Raw genomic sequence first — 17,866 nt, 5'->3', positions numbered from 1 at the left:
TCGTATACATTATTGGAACGTCTAGCAGAATTCGATTAAAATCTACAATGTGCTATTCTTTTGTCGAATGCTAGCATTTCAAACAGTACAAAAAAAGTATAGATGTTTTTGAATAAAGTGCAATAGTTTTTACCAATAATTTCGATTAAATATGAATGTTCAAACACATACTATACGCAAGTGTGAGAAAACGAGGTGAAGTCGGATGAAGAGAAAAAGCTATCAACGTAAGCAAAAACGTTCAAAGCGTACACGTAAAGCACTTACTTATTTTGTTGCCTTTACATCCGCAATTGTAGTAGCATTTATAGCTTTACGCGTCTATGTTCAAGTGGCTGGTGCCCCGCCTTTAACCGTACCGAAAGCCTCTATTTTCTTAGATGAAAATGAGAACCAAATTGGGGATCACTTTGCGAATGAACGACGTTACTGGGTTAGTCTTGATGAGATGTCTCCCTATTTAAAGCAAGCAGTGGTAGCTGTTGAGGATAAAGATTTTTATAAGCATGGCGGTTTGGATTTTTCTCGTATCGCTGGTGCAATATTAGTTGATATTAAGGCTGGAAGTAAAGTTCAAGGAGCAAGTACAATTACACAACAATATGCTCGGAATCTATATCTTTCACATGAGAAATCGTGGACGCGAAAATTAAATGAAGCACTGTATGCTTATAGATTAGAAGTTTTTTATGATAAAGATGAAATACTAGAAGGTTACTTAAATACTGTTTACTACGGCCACGGTATGTACGGCGTAGAAGCTGCAAGCCGATTTTATTATGGAAAATCTGCAAAAGATTTAACACTTGCGGAAGCAGCAATGTTAACCGGGGTTCCAAAAGGACCAAGTATTTACTCACCTATTGCTAATTTAGAGAAGGCAACTAATCGCCAACACGTTATTTTAAAATTGATGACCGATCAAGGTGCTATTACGCAAGATGAAAGAACGCGTGCAGAAAGTGAAAAGCTTGTCTTAAAGAATGATAGCTGGGTAGCCACAAAATCTGTAGCACCATTTTTCCTTGACGTAGCATGGCAAGAGGCTAGTGAAATTTTAAAATCAAAAAATCTCGACATTAGTGAGGGTGGCTGGACTATCCAAACAACGATTAATCTAGAACATCAAAAGGCAGCTGAAGAAGCTGTAGCTAAACATATGCCTGCTGATGATCTTCAAACTGCTTTTGTTAGTATGAAATCCAATACAGGCTCCGTTACAGCATTAGTTGGAGGTCGTGACTATGCTGCAAGTTCTTTTAACAGAGTTACACAGGCAAAACGTCAGCCAGGCTCGACCATTAAACCTATTTTATATGCGGCAGCTTTAGAGAATGGTTATACACCATTAACATTTTTAGATGTAGGTGAGACAACTTTCACTTATGACCATGGACGGGCCACATATTCACCTAAAAATGTTAACGGTCAATTTGCAAACCATGATATGTCGATGGCACAAGCTATCGCTATTTCTGATAATATTTACGCTGTTAAAACTTTAGAGGAGATTGGCTTTAAACCATTTCACGAAATGGCTGATCGCTTCAACGTGACTATTGGTAAGAAGGACAATTTATCCATGGCGCTTGGAACGACTGAAACAACATTATATGAAATGACGAATGCTTATAATATTTTAGCATCGCAAGGTAAAAAAACTACGCCTACTACTATTGTTTCTATTAAAAATGCTAACGGCGATACTATCTACGAAAATAAAGAAGTTAATAAAGAAGCTGAAACAGTTCTCTCAAAAGAAAATACGTATATTTTAACAGAGATGATGACAGGTATTTTCGATCCAGTCTTTAGTGATTATTCTCCCGCTACAGGGATTAGCATTCGCTCTCGTATGACGCATACGTATGCAGCAAAATCTGGCTCTACTAATAGTGATCAGTGGCTGATTGGATTTACACCTAGCTTAACCGCTGGCGTATGGAACGGCTATGATCAAGGAAAAAATCTAACGGAAAAAGAAGATACTGCTGCTACTAAGCAAATTTGGATCGACTTTATGGAGACTGTCAATAAAGGAACAAAGAACGAGGATTTCAAAAAACCGAAAGGCGTTAAAGGTGCGGTCATCGATATTGAATCAGGTAAATTAGCGACAAATGCCTGCCCTCAACAACGTCTCATCTATATGGATGCTAAAGATGTACCAACTGAAAAATGCTCTTCAAACTTTGATATTCTCGATACTGATACGTGGGGAGAATTCTGGAATATGCTCCCATTCAACATTTTTAAAAATTAACGAATCATGCGGAACCTTTATTAGCAATAAGCGTTTTATTAGCGAAGGCTCTCGACAAAGTAACAGACATATACGAAAAAGAAAAGCTTTCTCTTCCCCGGAGCTGTGTCCGTGGGAACAGAAAGCTTTTCTTATTTATGGTTCGCGAAGTAGATGAGAATCATGGGGCATTTGGCTTGGGTTTGGGTTGTTCAAATGCCGCATAGCGCTCATCACATTCGCAGAACCAAGTGTCCTAGCTTACTAAAATGTAAGTTCTTTATCAAGTTTACTTGGTTTCAAACCCACTTTCAACCTTATATGAAAGCGATTATGAAATGTCACAGATTGTTCAATCATTGTAGGTCTATTAAACAAATAAACCTTGACGCAATTGCTCCTCACTACGTGCCCATAAATCCGGATTGAGCTCGGCTAGGAAAGAAGCTAACACCTTTTTAGACGGCGCATCCATATGTTCTACAATAATGTGACGCTTCATAGATTTATCCATTTTATTCACATGATCAGCTAAAACTTTATAGCCACGACGCTTTTCTCGATTAACTACCATTTCACACGCAGTTACACCCGCATAGTAAGGTCCATCCGCTTTATGGTCAATTGTCACCCATACTAGCCAATACGCTTTCCCACCTTCTGAATCTGCGCGGTCTGTCGTAAATTTAATACCTCGTTCCACGTCACTGCGAGCATGCATAGCACCGATTTCAACTGATGCCGTCCCCTCTTCTATATCGATAATGACTGGCGATACGTTTTCAAGCGAAAGCGAACCGATACCAAATCCCTTATGTCCGTCTGTTGGATCATTTTTAATAATAGTAAAGCCCATTTTTTGTTTTGGTTTTTCTTCATTTGCCATACTTTAACTACCTCCATTCTGCTATTATAAAAGTAAAGCATCGTTATGCGCATTAGCATCGTAATGAACGCTACTAGCATTGCGCAAATGCCTACATATAAGTAAGAAGTTTATATAATACTTTCTTATAAACTAACTATACAACATTATTCAATAAAGGAGGCAATATTATGCCATACGTAACAGTGAAAATGCTTGAAGGTCGTACAGAAGAACAAAAACGTGCACTCGTAAAAGAAGTAACAGAAGCCGTTTCTCGTACAGTGAATGCGCCACCAGAAAATGTAACAGTCTTCATCGAAGAAATGTCTAAAAACCATTACGGTGTTGCAGGCGTACGCTTCAGCGATAAATAAAGATCAGAACGGGTAGAGCACATAAAGCTCTACCCATTTTTAACGTATGGTAGCCTTCTAGTGCTTTGTAACGTTTAGAAGCTTGTTACAGACATTTTTCGGTTCTAGATACAAAACAGGACCCGTAACTCGTAATTTCAATACTAGGAAGTGTTTTATGACATGAATAAATTTAAACTGCCACTACTCATTTGTATGCTTATCGTTGGCTTCTTACTTATTTTCATTAACCCCATTCAACATGCAATTATCGCCCATTTGAGTAAACAATTAAATACAACTGATTACAGCGCTAAGGAGATGGCCAAAAACAAAAATGCAGATGCCGATTTTGAATTTGAAGCCGTGCAATCCCTTTCCATTGCAGAAGTTTTAAAAGCGCAGACAACCGCCAGTAAAATGCCTGTCATCGGTAGTATCGCAGTCCCTAGTGTGGATATGAAACTACCTATCGTCAAAGGAGTTGGTAACGCCGCTCTTGCCGTTGGAGCAGGCACGATGAAGCCTACTCAAAAACTTGGACAAGGAAACTACGCATTAGCAGGTCATTATTTTGAGGAAAAAGATATTTTATTTGGCCCCTTATATAAAGCTAGCATAGGAGATACACTTTATTTAACGGATTTAACGAATATTTATGAGTACAAGATCACAAATAAGGAAATCATCTCTGCAACAGATGTTTATGTTATTGATGATATTCCTGATAAAACTCTTCTAACCCTCGTTACATGTGCTGATGAGGGTACGAAACGACTTGCCGTTCAAGCAGAATTTGTCGAGCAATATCCATTCGACAAAGCACCTGCAAAACTATCAGATACCTTCTAGCACTTCTAGCATAAGAAAAACCCCAAGATTTTTACGATCTTGGGGTTTTCTTATCGAAAATTATTTCACTTCTGTATTGCGACGACGCAATAAGAATAATGCACCTAGAACAAGCGCTACACCAATTAGTGTAAGAGCTGTTTGGTTTGCTCCATTTGTTTGTGGCAGTTTGCCTTGCGCGTTTAACTGCGCTTCCATTTCTTTTGCATCTGCTTTGATTTTATCAATATCCAGATATTTATCTACTTCTGCCTGTTCCTCTTTAGATAACTCGTTGTATTTATCGAGGAAATCCTTATATTCATCTAATGTATCTTTATCCGCTGTAGAAGGATTGTATGGCTTTAATTCTTTTCCTTGATCAATGATTTCTTCTACAGTTGGTTTTTCAGGTTTTGCTGGGTTTGTTGGATCTTTTGGATCTATTTCGTTACCTGAACCATCTGGATTTGTTGGATCAACTGGCTTCTCTGTCTCTGGTGTTGGTTTTGTTGGTTTTTCTGGATCAACCGGCTTTTCTGGTTCTGGAGTCGGTTTTTCTGGATCAACTGGTTTTTCTGGTTCTGGAGTCGGTTTTTCTGGATCAACCGGTTTTTCCGGATCCGGTTTTGGATCAACTGGTTTCCCTGGATCTGGGTCAGGCGTCCAGCCTCCGCCGCCTCCGTCACCACCTGTTGATTTAGGTTGCACTGTTGCAGCGCATGTATCTTTTACAGTAAATGAGCCAATTAAACTACTTCCCTCATATACATTATACGTACCTTGTTTAATAGCTTTTTCTGGTAATACAATCGTTCCTGCAATACTAGTTGTAAGAACTTCATTGTCGTCTGCACCTTTAACGATATTACCTTCAGTATCTTTTATTGTTATCTTTGCATTCGCATTAGGCGTTCCAAGTATAGTTAGCACTGTTAATGTAAATGAAGGACAAGCAGGTGCTTCAGATACTTCTGCATTACATTTAACTGAATATTTAACTGTTATATAACCAATGAATAGTTGACCTTGATATACACTATATTCACCTGAAGGAATGTCTTTAGATTGAATCGTAATTTGACCTAATTCATTTGTCGTTTGGTTAGTAGCAATAATTGCTCCTGTTGCTTTATCTTTGATTGTGATATTGCTAACATTAGGGCGTGGATTGCCATTTTCAACCAGCACCGTTAATGTGAATAGCTCACATTTTGGTGCTGGTTGAACTGTTTTTTCACATTCGATATTTGTTTCGAAAGTACCAATTTCTTCACCATTTACTTCAACTGTGTAAACACCTGGTTCTAAATCAGTTAATTCAATAACACCTGTCGTAGTTGTTGTATTAATAATTACATTACCGTCAGCATCTTTAACAACGATTTTTGAAGTACCGTCCGTAATATTATTACCATCAACATCTTTTACAGTTAATTTAAACTCTTCGCATTTTGGTGCCTGTTCAACAATAAATTCATGCCCACAGTCTTTTGTATACGTTAAAGTTACTGTCCCCAAGAATTGGTTACCTTCGTACACCATATACTCACCTGGCTTCACGCCATTATCAGCATTAATTTTGTTTGATTCAAAAATAAACTTACCTGAAGCGTCAGTTGATGCCTTTACTGCTGTAGTACCTGATTTTAATGTTAACTCTTTAATATTTGTACGGATGCTTCCGTCTGTATCTTTAACCACGATTGTGAAGTTTTCGCACTTAGGTGCGGGTTGAATACTCGCGTTACAGTTTTCACTGTACTCTACAGTAATTGTTTTTAACGTCTCGCCATTATAAATAACATCATACTGACCTGATTTAACTTGTTCTGGAGTAAAAGTAACTTTACCGTTTTCAACAGTATGATTTTCTGATAATCCCGTCGCTTTACTTACTAATGTTACTGTTCCATCCACTAATTTACCGTCAATATCGTATACCGTTAATTCAAACAGTGAACATTTCAATGGGCTTTCTGGTATGTTGGCGATTTCAACAATTTGTTTACCTTCAAAAGGACCTGATGTTGCTTTTTTATCTCGATTTAATGTAAAGATTACATCCGGATTTTCAAAGCCATCAACTTTTGTTTCTTTTAACGTATATTTACCCTCAGCTAATTTTAATCCGAAGTCTAATACACCGTTTTCATCTGTTTTAGCACTAATTAATGGTTTATTTCCTGTGTATTGGCTGTATAAAGTAAACTCAACATCTTTCATTACTTCGCCTGTAGCAGCATTCGTTTTTAAAATGACAAATGGCACTTTAACTGTTGATGCTTGGTTACCATAATTAAAATCAGCAATTGACCAGCTATCTTTTCCACTTGTTTGACTGCCACCTTGATAGCTTACTTCTACTTCATTTTCAGCATCAGAGCCTGATTCACCTGTAAATACTGTTTCGTATTCTATATAGTATGCTGCAGTCACATTCCCTAAATTAAGAGTGAATGTACCATTTTTCATATCTACATTTAATGTATACGCACTTGGATCTACAAGTGTCTTCTGTTCAGCTGGATTACTTGGAGTTGTTCCAGATAATGCAACTTTATATACTTTAAATGTATCTTCTAAAATCAATTGTTCTGGGTTACCTTCAGCATCTTTACCTACTGTGTCGGTAATGACTACATTGTCTAATATGGATTGTGCGTAGTTAAACTCAAAATTCCACTTAGCTACTGCAGAGCCACGATCAGCTTGATGACCCATTTTGTTTAAAATTTTATCTGTATGCTTTACATCAACTGTTTTTGACCACGATGCATTCTCACCTTCATCGCTTGTTAATGTAGCTGTATTCGTAATACGTACTGGGTTCCCATGTGGGAATATGCCATCTTTATCTACTGATTCATATGTCACTTTATAAGGACTATCAATATTCCCTAGTTCAAGCTTAATTTCGTTCTTTTTATCTGAAGTATTTTGAATCTCTATTGTTTCTGTTCCTGTGAAAACACCACTTGCATTTAGTTCACCTTTTTGAACTACAATATTTCGAACTATTTGTGTATCTGGTAATTTATCCTCAAATACAGCATTTTTTAAAGAATTGTAGTTAAAGTTAAATTCAACATCCCAATAGAAAGTTTTTGTTTCGTAATTATAATGACCTTCTTTTTTACCATTTGTTTTTTGTTCATTTCGAATCTCTTGTTCTGCTGAATCAGATGGAGAATTCGGTAAATTATTATTTGTCATTGTTACTTTATTATGATATTCAATTGCATTTGTTCCAGCATGTCGAATATCGTATTCTGTATCATACGTAATTTCGATAGGCTCATTTATCGCTTTGTTTAAAGTAATTGTAAATCCGGTTTTTTTATCCTCATTAATGCTTAACGTGTAATCTGCTTTATTAACTAATTTATTACCTACTTTTACTTCTAAAGTATTTTCTAATAACTTTAGATTTTCATCTGTAAAAGTATCAACAAACTTCGTACCAGCAGCTAAATCATAGCCTGCTTGGTTCGCCACAATCTTCCATGACATCGTTTTATTTTGATAGTCAATGCCATTTGCAGATTTGTTTAGTAATAAATATTCTTTATAATAAGAAGAAGTATCTTCTACCGATTCTGACATATCCGGGCGTGTTACTTCATTTTTTACCGCAAAACTATCTGTTGGATACACGTTATCTTTTGGCTTTGTTACATATTTGATAACATATGGTTTTGTTACAGGAGCATTAAATATTAATTTAAAGCCGTTTCCATCTTTCTCCGCTTTGTAAGAAATAGTGGCAGGAGTATTACCATCTGCCTCAAATACTTGTACCTCTCCAACTAATTCTTGAGTATCAGTCCAGATGTCCGTTAGTACGGCGTTTTCCTGTGAAATATTGCGGTTATTGAAGTTGTAATTAATCGTCCAATATGTTGCTAAGTCACTAGCAGTAGGACCTGTATGCGTTTTTGCTAATGGATCACCAAAGTTCACGTTTATTGGTGCAGTAGTGGATTTCCCATTATAAGTTGCCTCATTTTTAAAGATAGCATTTTTAACGTTACCTGGGTCACCAACTTCTGTTTGATACGTAATGCGGTAAGCAGTATATTTTTCATTCGGCAACGCAATTGTCATTTTGTTGTTATCGAAGATTGGAGTCACAATGACAGGGTCATTAGAGTCTGTTTTTGTGCCATTAGGTGATATATTTAACTTTGTAATTTTTACAGAATCTTGTTTAAAAGTATGCGCGCCTTCTAATGTATCAATAAAATCTGTAGTGCCAGATTCTTTATTAACGCCTAAATCTGTATTAACTTCAACTTTCCAGTCAATAAACTTACTATTTTCCCCACCATTATCTGCTACACCTGATTTGGTAACAGGTTTATTGCTCGTTTTAGGTTGGAAGTTCAACTTGATGTTTTCAGTGCCTGGTAAACTAATTGTTTCTTCCCATTTCGTATTATCGCTTGCAAAGTTTGCTTGTACGCTAAAGTATGCACCCGGTTCAAGGGCTACACCAGCTCCTAAATCATCTCTTAATTCGTCGTTAAATGTAATGACAATATCATTTCCATTTTTTGAAATTGTACCTACCTCACCGTAAGCTGTTCCTTTCGGGAATGTGATATTTTTAAAAATAGCTGGTAAAGTATACGTTAATGTTGTACCCGGACCATAATTATGTCCTGCTGCTAGTTCTAAATGAAATTTAAACTCTGCAGATTGTCCGTTAGTAACATTAATACTTTCATTTGAATTTACCTTTTTTCCATCCACAGTAAACTCAACATTTTTAATTACATCAACAGACATAATTGGCTCATACGATGGTGGTGTAGTTTCATCATCCTTATCTTCTTTTGGATTTTCTCCTTCACCACTAACATCACCTTTTCCAGGTTCAGTTTGTGTTTCAGGTTGTGCACCTACATCCGTAGAACCAGTAATAGGACCATCACCTTTTTCAGGTCCAGTTGAGGTTTCTGGTAGTTCAACTACGCCCTCAGAACCAGTAATAGAACCATCACCTTTTTCAGGTTCAGTTGAGGTTTCTGGTAGTTCAACTACTCCCGTGGTACCAGTACCCTTTTCTGGTTCAGTTGAAGTTTCAGGCGATTCACCTACGCTCGTGTTATCATTACTACCCACATCTCCAGATTCAACTGACTGTGCTAAAGATTGTGCTCCATCAATCGCAAACACCGAAATCGGTGAAAGGACTGTTTGGAATACTAGTAGCATTAAGATTACTGCTATGTTTAGTTTTTTAAATTTTTGCATGTTTCTCTCCTTTTTCTAAGTTCAGAGAGTTACCTGTTGGTATTTGCTGACGACATTGCATCCTTTCTTCATGTCGAAAAGCATGCCGCAAACAATAGGTTGGTCCCTCTTTCCTTCTATTCAATGGTCGTCTATATGAATACACTCGAATAAGTACTCACGAATAGGCACTTACGATGACTTATGTATCTGCGATGTACAATTAGAATATATCCATGGTACTTTCGTGACACCCTTAATAATAGGTAACACCCATTTTAGGGTTTTCGACTCATTCTAAACGATTATACTAAACAAATTCTAAACAATCTCAGACTTTCTATTTATAAAATTCTAAAAATTTCTATATAGTTTCCACTTTTTTCATCTTTATACAATGACAAAAAAACAGCGAAAATAACTCAATCAGAGTACTTTCGCTGTTTTTCACTATTAGTATGTTGGAATACTATATATTCCACTTTATTTAATATACACATTTTTATACAAAAAAATTTTTTTATTAATTTTTCCCCTTACCTTGCAGCAAGGCTAATATTTGTTTCTTCACAGCAGGATGGGTACTATTGTCCTCTAGGAAATCTAGCGGGAAGTATACTTTATGATCTCGTTTCATGCGACCAGAAATAGAATCAACAATAATAGATTCACGTGATAGCTCTCGTAGCTCTCCATTTTTCATTTCTAAGAAAATAGGAACACGGACTTCTTCTTCTCCTGGTCGATAAAAGTCATACGGTAAATCTGCTGTTGTATCATGGACAAGATAATATTCTGGATTTAAATCAGCTTGCTTGAAGAGCTCTTGTAGTTTTTGATATTTATCTAGCTCTACACCTGGATCTAAATCGATGTATTGAAATAGCTTTCTGTTAACAAAGCGGCGGCTTAAGTCACTTAATATAGCATCTTCTTCTTGCATCCAAAGTTGAAAATATGTAAAAAGAATACTCTCATCTAATGCAAGATAGTCATCTAACGTAATGGAGTTGCGGAAAAATGCGATAAAGTGTGTAGGCTCGTGCTTAAATTTATAGCCAGCTAAGCTTAGTTGCTTAGCTCGTTTTAAAATATTATTTAATACAACCTCTGCACTGCGAGATACTGGGTGGAAGTAAATTTGTAAGTACATTTGATAGCGGCTCATTATATAATCCTCTACCGCATGCATGCCCGTTGCCTTGATAACGACCTGATTTTTCCGTGGACGCATTACTCTTAAGATACGCTCCATATCAAAATGACCGTAGCTTACGCCTGTGAAATAAGCATCACGCTGTAGGTAATCCATACGATCAGCGTCAATTTGACTTGATATTAAACTAACGACCTGCTTATTCGGATATGTTTTTTCAATGACCTGAGATACTTTCTCCGGGAAGTCAGACGATACTTTTTTTAATACGGCATTCACTTCTGTATCACCGAGCAAAATTTGTCTTGTATAATATTCATGATCAAGCTCAAAAACATTTTCAAAGGCATGTGAAAATGGCCCATGCCCTAAATCGTGTAAAAGGGCTGCACAAAGCACAAGCAGGCGTTCATCCTCATCCCATTCCGGACGACCTGCAAATATATCATCTACTATGCGGCGTACAATTTCGTAAACGCCAAGTGAGTGACTAAAGCGACTATGCTCTGCTCCATGGAATACTAAAAATGTTGTACCGAGCTGGCGAATTCGACGTAGTCGCTGAAATTCTTTCGTACCAACTAGATCCCAAATCACTTGATCCCGTACATGCACATAACGATGCACTGGATCCTTGAATACTTTTTCCTCTTGTAATTTAGCTTTTGCATAATGTGTCAATTGTACAGCACCCCCGTTTCCTATTTGTTCTATTATATGCGATAAATACAGGACTAGCATACATATTGCCTTTTAATTATAGAGACTATCAACCTAACTCACTGTATTCTCGTCTTATTTTAGGTTTCTATCGACCTAATTTTCAAGTGATGAGGTGACGTAACGTGAACCTTCCATCGTTTCGGCGGTTTTATCCGTCGCTTCGGCTCTCCCTTCCGTCGCTCTGGCGATTCTATCCGTCGCCCTAACTCTTCCTTCCGTCGCTTCATCGATTCTATCCATCAACAATAAAAATCCAAACAAAAACTACCTCCAACTAGACTAGTGAAGATAGCGTTTTGTTTTACTTATTTTTTTAACTTTGCTAAAACCTTTTCCATTAGTTCTTCTTCCGTTAATGCAGCAACAGGACGGCTATTTACAAAGGTAAATGTTTTTTTACGTCCTGGGCCACAATAAGAATGACAGCCAATTTCGATGGTTGCATCAGGATCGATTTCCTTTAATTTTGGAATTAACGTTTTTAAGTTAACGGCCTGACATTCATCGCAAACTTTAAATTCGTTTGCCATTTTGTCAACAACCCTTTCTATATAGTATTTTTTTAATCAAAAAATCAAAAATTCGTCTCTATTGAACGTATGACTTTCACATAGTTAAGTATGTAGCATACGTACAAACCTACATCGGGTATTGTATCGCATTTTTCCCCTTGTATTCAAGCATAATAATTCCTTACACATGGATGAATAAAAGGTTAAAAGATTGGTCATGCTAGTTGTAAATAAAAAGTTCCAAATAAAGGTGGGAGGATTTTAATATGAGTAAAGTAAGACAAGATGCTTGGTTAGAAGAAAACGATGAATTGTTAGCAGAGGCGGTTATTCGCCATGTGACAGAAGGTAGTACACAATTAAATGCCTTTGAAGAAGCTGGTGATGCTTTAAATCGTACTGCTGCTGCATGTGGTTTTCGTTGGAATGCTGTTGTTCGTAAAGAATACGAGGAACAATTAGCAGAAGCAAAAAAAGAAAGAAAAGAAAGAATGCGAGTGTTAGGAGCTCCAGCAAGACGCCGTGCTTCTAGTATGTTTACAGTTAATAGTAGCGCAGCAGAGGGTAAATCAATTCCTCTATCTGCATTAAATCTTGATATTGTCATAGCCTATTTATTACGTTTACAACACTCTGGTGAAATAGGTAATGAGTCTACAAAATGGAGACAACTAGTACACGTAACATCTGAGAAAAATAAAAAACTAGAGAAAACCATTACACAGCTAGAGGAAGAAAATAGAGCTATTCGAAAAGATTACGAGCAATTTGTACAAATTATGAACCGTGCTAGACGACTAGTTACACTAGATGAAGAGGAAGAACGAATTGCACCTGTTTTCAAAATGGAGAAAAACGGAAATCTTGTTGTAAGTAGCCCTTATACACAAGAAAATGGCGATGCGCTTAATTAGCAGCATCGCTTTTTTTCTTTGCAACGATCTCTCATTGACATCCGCTCGAGGCTTTCGCTTCATTGCTTCGGTTCAAGCATTTTCGTATTTCGTTCTAAAATACGGTGTAAATAAAACGCATATAGCGTTATTTCTTCATCATGAAAAGATTCAACTCGAATTTCTTCTGCCATATTGTTAAGAAGTTGCTGTAAACGAATAACAACAGCTTCAACTGTTAATGATACGTCCATTAGTTCAGATAATGACGCCATCACATCAGGGACAATATTAGGATACGTAAATTTCGTTTCCTCTCCTTTTAAACTTTCCTCATAAAAGTCACGAATGAGTGCAGCTCGATCTGAACCGCTTCCTTCAACACATAAATAAATTTGCACTGCTACACCTTGACGTAAACGTCTCTGAGAAATCCCCGCAAACTTCTTTCCTTTAATACTTAAATCATAGGAACCTGGACAATAGGAACCTACAATTTCATAGGCTTCAATTTGATCTGCTACTTCAGGGAACAAGCTTTTTACTAAAGCTACCATTACATCATAGCCATCATTAATACTTAGCGCTTCTGTTTGTTCAGATAATACAATTGAAATATTCAGTACACCTTCATCCAGCACAACTGCTAATCCGCCTGAATTGCGTACAATAGGTTGATAGCCTTGTGCTTTAAGCAAGTCCATGCCCTGCTGCACATATGGTAAACGGTGATCCTGAATACCAAGCACAACAGATGCATCATGTACCCATGTACGAATAGTTGGCGGAGAGGCTAATTGCCCAACTAGCTGACATAAAGTATCGTCTGTTGCAAAGGATTCAAGTGGCGATCTTTGCTTCGCGCTAATGGATTGATCGTAAAAACGCCAAATCGGCTGTTGTAAAATACTTTTCATGATTGGAGCTCCTCTATTTACATCTCTTCTCTTTAGAATACATTATCTATGGAAGGTGTCAAATTCGTGAAATGCAATCATGAACTTAGGGATTTTGTACAAACTATGATAAACTAAATTTCGAATGATATTCACTTATAAAGGAGTGTTTTTAATAATGAATGAAGCAGCTATTACTTTAGATGGTTGGTACGCTTTACATGATTTCCGCTCAATTGATTGGGCTTCATGGAAACTAGTTTCTGCTGAAGAACGCCAAGCAGCAGTAGAAGAATTCATTGCCTATTTAGAAAAATTAAACGAAGCTGATATCGCTAAAACAGGTGCCCATGCATTTTACGCAATCGTTGGTCAAAAAGCTGACTTTATGATTATGACTTTACGTGAAACAATGGAAGAACTACAAGAGCTTGAAGCTGAATTCAATAAATTAGCGATTGCTGATTTTACAATTCCTACATATTCATATGTATCTGTTGTAGAGCTTTCTAACTATTTAGCAGGTGATTCAGACGAAGATCCTTATCAAAATCCACATGTGCGTGCTCGTCTATATCCTGAACTTCCACGCGCTAAGCATGTATGCTTCTATCCAATGGATAAGCGTCGTCAAGGCAATGACAACTGGTACATGCTTTCAATGGATGAACGCAAATCGCTAATGCGTTCTCACGGTATGATTGGTCGTGGCTATGCTGGTAAAGTAAAACAAATCATTACTGGTTCTGTTGGCTTCGACGATCACGAATGGGGCGTAACTCTATTCGCAGATGACGTACTACAATTCAAAAAATTAGTATATGAAATGCGTTTTGATGAAGTTTCAGCTCGCTACGGTGAGTTTGGCGCATTCTTCGTTGGTAACCTTCTTGATCAAGAAAAACTTGTGAAATTCTTAACTGTTTAATTAAATATAAAAATGCGAGTCCACCAATCGGACTCGCATTTTTTAATATTCGCTTTCTTCGCTGTTCTCTGATTCCAATATTAAAATAATTGTATGAATAAAAAAACCAGCTAGAATCATTAGGAAAACTAAATACCAATTATACGGTTGCTGATAGTACTCTGCTATCCCAACGGCGATGAATGCACTTATGATAATTGCTACAAACGTACCAAAAGTATGCATTATAACACTCCTTCATGAAAGCAAAAAATATTTCCAACTTTAGTATGTCACCGTTTATTTTTAATATACTTGCAAAACATCAGATTCCATCTACTCAATTAAAAAAATAAGAAAGTGTCATCGTAATGGATGACACTTTCTTATTTTCATATGCCTGTGCTGTACTTCAAGACCTTTCATCTTTAACCTTCAAAATTAATATAATCGTATTGATGAAAAATCCGACTACGATTATTAGTATAAAGAGATACCAATGGAGTGGCTGTCCGTAAAAACTCCCCACTAAAAATGCCAGCACAGCACTCAACAAAATACCTACCCACACACCAATCTCCATCCCCTGTCACCTCACATGTATTCAATACACATGCAATGCTCATCTCACGTCCCCCGATAAATTTTCTAATCTCTTTTTATCCATTTTTATAAGCGTAACACCAAAGTTGAAAAGCATACAATTTTATAGCCGGGAGATTCCTTGGGAGTTAGCTTCACAGATTTCTGGAACTAACGTAGTAAAGAAATGAAGGATAAACATACACGGCCTGTGCGATTCAACTCCCCGTTATAGTCATGAATCAAAAAATTTTTTTCGCCTCTACATACGACTCGCCATTATTAATATATGCTTTGCCATTTTTAATTGTGAATTTCTTTCATCGAAATTGAACATGTCTACGATACCATCATGCATATACTGTCAGCGAGGAGGAGTGAATATCGCTGTTATCAAAACGAATGATGCACAAACAGCAATGCTAGCAAGGCTTATGCGTGCCGAGGCAGAGGGTGAAGGGAACTTAGGTATGCTGATGGTCGGCAATGTTGGCGTCAATCGTGTACGAGCAGATTGTTTAGATTTTACGGATGTTCGTACAATTGAACAAATGGTATATCAGCGTCCAGGGGGCTTTGAAGCAACACTAAAAGGCTACTTTTATCAGCGAGCACGTGATCAAGACCTTCGATTAGCAAGGAGAGTTATTCAAGGCGAAAGATTCCATCCAGCAACTCGTTCACTATGGTTTTTCAGACCTGAGGGAGATTGTCCAGCACAATGGTATGGTCAGTGGAACACGGGAAGATTCAAAGCGCATTGCTTCTTCTCGCCAACCGAAGAAGATTGTCCTCAAATCTAAAAGAAAGAAGGTTGATAACTTATGATGCCTTATTATTGGACACCGACAACGCAACAACAACAAATGCCTCAAGTGCCTCCACAGGTACTTCCTGGAGCACGCCCACCTGGACGGGAGCAATCGTATATTGAAAATATTTTTCGTTTGAATCGTGGAAAACCTGGTACTTTCCATTTTTCCTTCGAGCATGCGATTGAGCCAGGGAAAAACACGAAAGTAGTGCGAGGCGTTGTAGAAGCTGCTGGTCGAGATCATGTTATTTTACGTGAACTCAAATCGAATCATCGTTTCCTATTCCCAATGATTTACTTTGATTTTGCTGAATATGATGAGGAAATGGCATACTTTGACCAAACTCCATAATTGAAATGAGCTATTCATAAGTTCGTATTTTCTAAATTCCACTCCTCAATAGCAAGAAGTAGCAAAGGGTGCTCCTTCGCTACTTCTTGCTCATACTTCGTTGCAATACAGTTTCGTTGTGACTCCCAATTAGGTCTCATGTTTTTGATTGCCCGCAAATGTTTTTCGTATCGAATGAGGAATCTACGTGGGCATTTACCATTAAATAAAAAAATCGGCATGGTAGGATACTTCCTAGCATGCCAATTTTTATTTAATGGAGCTAACTATTGATTTTCTTGTAAAAATTGCAATGTTGCTTTTCCTAAAGTTTTTGCAGCAATCAACATCGCACGCTCATCAAAGTCAAAGCGTGCATGATGATGAGGATATGCCACTTCCCATTCGGGCTTTTTAGCACCTGTGAAGAAAAATGTACCTGGTACATTCTCTAAATAATATCCAAAATCCTCACCAATCATAAATGGTGGGCACGTTATAACATTTTCTACTCCTGGTATATCTACCGCAAGTTGTGCAACAAATTCTGTTTCTTTCACATGGTTGTAAACAGGTAGATAGCCCCTCGTATAACGATAATTATAGCTTGCACCAAAGGCTAAACAAGTGGCATTTAAAACGGCCTCAAGCTCTTGCTCCATTTGTTTGCGTACCGGCTCCTCAAAAGTTCGGACTGTTCCAGCTAACACTACTCGCTCTGCAATCACATTAAAAGGATTAATGGCCTCAAAATGACCAATTGTTAAGACGGCTGATTTTAATGGATCGATACGTCGAGATATAATCTGCTGTGCATTGACTACAAACTGTGACGCAAGAGTAACTGCATCAATAGAATGATGAGGCTCCGCACCGTGGCCACCTTTACCTTGAATCGTAATTTCCACTTTATCCGCGGCAGCCATAATTGCCCCATCTCTCACCAATATATCGCCCAATGGCGTTGGTGCCCATAAATGTGTTCCAAAAATAACGTCTACTCCTTCTAGGCAGCCATCTTCAATCATAGGTTTTGCTCCACCTGGCGCCATTTCTTCTGCATGCTGATGAATGAAAACTACATTGCCCGCAATGTCATCTTTCATTGTATGAAGCACTTTAGCAAGCACTAGTAATGTCGCAGTATGACCATCATGTCCACATGCATGCATTTTATCATCTACTTTTGACTTATAAGGAACATCATTTTCCTCCTGAATGGCTAATGCATCAAAATCAGCACGTAATGCTACTGTTTTCCCTGGCTTCCCTCCACGTAAAGTTGCAACAACACCCCGTCCACCTACATGCTCACGAACCTCATGTCCTAACGCTCGATGAAAAGCCGCTACATAAGCTGGTGTTTCCACTTCCTCAAAGGATAATTCCGGATATGCATGTAGATGACGACGAATCGCTACCATTTCATCATAGTTATTATCTAGTAAAGTAAAAAGCTTCTCCATATCACAAAACCTCATTTCTTATTTGTCGAACTTATTTGATAATTATAGTGTACT

The 17,866-nt window shown here is 37.5% G+C and carries 16 protein-coding genes; 7 read left to right on the top strand and 9 right to left on the bottom strand.

What is annotated here, in order from left to right:
- Positions 1–205 precede the first annotated feature (205 nt).
- Positions 206–2,263, top strand: a complete 2,058-nt coding sequence (locus tag ABE34_RS00355; RefSeq protein ID WP_197139607.1) for a transglycosylase domain-containing protein — start codon at positions 206–208, stop codon at positions 2,261–2,263.
- 349 nt (positions 2,264–2,612) lie between these two features.
- Here ABE34_RS00355 and ABE34_RS00350 read toward each other — a convergent pair whose 3' ends face one another.
- The gene (locus ABE34_RS00350) at positions 2,613–3,128 is read right to left on the bottom strand and encodes a YwhD family protein (RefSeq protein ID WP_197139605.1); all 516 of its coding nucleotides are present in this window, start codon (positions 3,126–3,128) and stop codon (positions 2,613–2,615) included.
- A gap of 170 nt (positions 3,129–3,298) precedes the next feature.
- On the opposite strand from ABE34_RS00350, the gene ABE34_RS00345 reads away from it, so the two are divergent.
- Positions 3,299–3,484 (top strand): 2-hydroxymuconate tautomerase, encoded by a 186-nt coding sequence (locus ABE34_RS00345; protein WP_053484500.1) that lies wholly within the window; start codon positions 3,299–3,301, stop codon positions 3,482–3,484.
- 162 nt (positions 3,485–3,646) lie between these two features.
- Positions 3,647–4,315: a class A sortase gene (locus tag ABE34_RS00340; protein WP_197139603.1), complete on the top strand. Its 669-nt coding sequence runs from the start codon at positions 3,647–3,649 to the stop codon at positions 4,313–4,315.
- 60 nt (positions 4,316–4,375) lie between these two features.
- Here ABE34_RS00340 and ABE34_RS00335 read toward each other — a convergent pair whose 3' ends face one another.
- The 4 genes from ABE34_RS00335 to ABE34_RS00320 form a co-directional block, all read right to left on the bottom strand.
- Positions 4,376–9,553: a collagen binding domain-containing protein gene (locus ABE34_RS00335; RefSeq protein ID WP_197139601.1), complete on the bottom strand. Its 5,178-nt coding sequence runs from the start codon at positions 9,551–9,553 to the stop codon at positions 4,376–4,378.
- A gap of 502 nt (positions 9,554–10,055) precedes the next feature.
- The gene (locus ABE34_RS00330; RefSeq protein ID WP_430982149.1) at positions 10,056–11,429 is read right to left on the bottom strand and encodes an HD domain-containing protein; all 1,374 of its coding nucleotides are present in this window, start codon (positions 11,427–11,429) and stop codon (positions 10,056–10,058) included.
- Between the two features lie 75 nt (positions 11,430–11,504).
- Positions 11,505–11,672, bottom strand: coding sequence for a hypothetical protein (locus ABE34_RS00325; RefSeq protein ID WP_197139597.1), 168 nt, complete (start codon positions 11,670–11,672; stop codon positions 11,505–11,507).
- A gap of 44 nt (positions 11,673–11,716) precedes the next feature.
- Entirely contained in the window at positions 11,717–11,941 is a 225-nt protein-coding gene (locus ABE34_RS00320) for a DUF1450 domain-containing protein (protein ID WP_049667962.1), read from the bottom strand.
- A 248-nt stretch (positions 11,942–12,189) separates the two neighbouring features.
- Between ABE34_RS00320 and ABE34_RS00315 the strand changes: the two genes are divergently transcribed.
- Complete coding sequence (locus ABE34_RS00315) at positions 12,190–12,837, top strand: RsfA family transcriptional regulator (protein WP_197139595.1); 648 nt, start codon at positions 12,190–12,192, stop codon at positions 12,835–12,837.
- A gap of 59 nt (positions 12,838–12,896) precedes the next feature.
- On the opposite strand, the gene ABE34_RS00310 is transcribed toward ABE34_RS00315, so the two are convergent.
- The gene (locus tag ABE34_RS00310; RefSeq protein WP_197139593.1) at positions 12,897–13,733 is read right to left on the bottom strand and encodes a lipoate--protein ligase family protein; all 837 of its coding nucleotides are present in this window, start codon (positions 13,731–13,733) and stop codon (positions 12,897–12,899) included.
- Positions 13,734–13,890: 157 nt separating this feature from the next.
- Between ABE34_RS00310 and hemQ the strand changes: the two genes are divergently transcribed.
- Positions 13,891–14,640, top strand: coding sequence for a hydrogen peroxide-dependent heme synthase (hemQ, locus tag ABE34_RS00305; RefSeq protein WP_197139591.1), 750 nt, complete (start codon positions 13,891–13,893; stop codon positions 14,638–14,640).
- A gap of 42 nt (positions 14,641–14,682) precedes the next feature.
- On the opposite strand, the gene ABE34_RS00300 is transcribed toward hemQ, so the two are convergent.
- Entirely contained in the window at positions 14,683–14,865 is a 183-nt protein-coding gene (locus ABE34_RS00300) for a hypothetical protein (RefSeq protein ID WP_079559343.1), read from the bottom strand.
- 713 nt (positions 14,866–15,578) lie between these two features.
- Here ABE34_RS00300 and ABE34_RS00295 point away from each other — a divergent pair.
- Both ABE34_RS00295 and gerQ read left to right on the top strand, forming a co-directional pair.
- On the top strand, positions 15,579–16,004 hold the full coding sequence (locus ABE34_RS00295; RefSeq protein WP_430982148.1) for a cell wall hydrolase: 426 nt from the start codon (positions 15,579–15,581) through the stop codon (positions 16,002–16,004).
- Between the two features lie 21 nt (positions 16,005–16,025).
- Complete coding sequence (gerQ, locus tag ABE34_RS00290) at positions 16,026–16,367, top strand: spore coat protein GerQ (RefSeq protein WP_197139589.1); 342 nt, start codon at positions 16,026–16,028, stop codon at positions 16,365–16,367.
- Positions 16,368–16,381: 14 nt separating this feature from the next.
- Here gerQ and ABE34_RS24805 read toward each other — a convergent pair whose 3' ends face one another.
- Together ABE34_RS24805 and ABE34_RS00285 are read right to left on the bottom strand one after the other, a co-directional pair.
- The gene (locus ABE34_RS24805; protein ID WP_197229842.1) at positions 16,382–16,588 is read right to left on the bottom strand and encodes a hypothetical protein; all 207 of its coding nucleotides are present in this window, start codon (positions 16,586–16,588) and stop codon (positions 16,382–16,384) included.
- Between the two features lie 45 nt (positions 16,589–16,633).
- On the bottom strand, positions 16,634–17,812 hold the full coding sequence (locus ABE34_RS00285) for a M20 family metallopeptidase (RefSeq protein ID WP_197139587.1): 1,179 nt from the start codon (positions 17,810–17,812) through the stop codon (positions 16,634–16,636).
- Positions 17,813–17,866 lie beyond the last annotated feature (54 nt).

The sequence above is a fragment of the Lysinibacillus sphaericus genome, from assembly GCF_015844675.1.
In the GTDB taxonomy this organism is placed as follows: domain Bacteria; phylum Bacillota; class Bacilli; order Bacillales_A; family Planococcaceae; genus Lysinibacillus; species Lysinibacillus sphaericus_E.
This window is presented reverse-complemented; position numbering and strand designations above follow the sequence as displayed.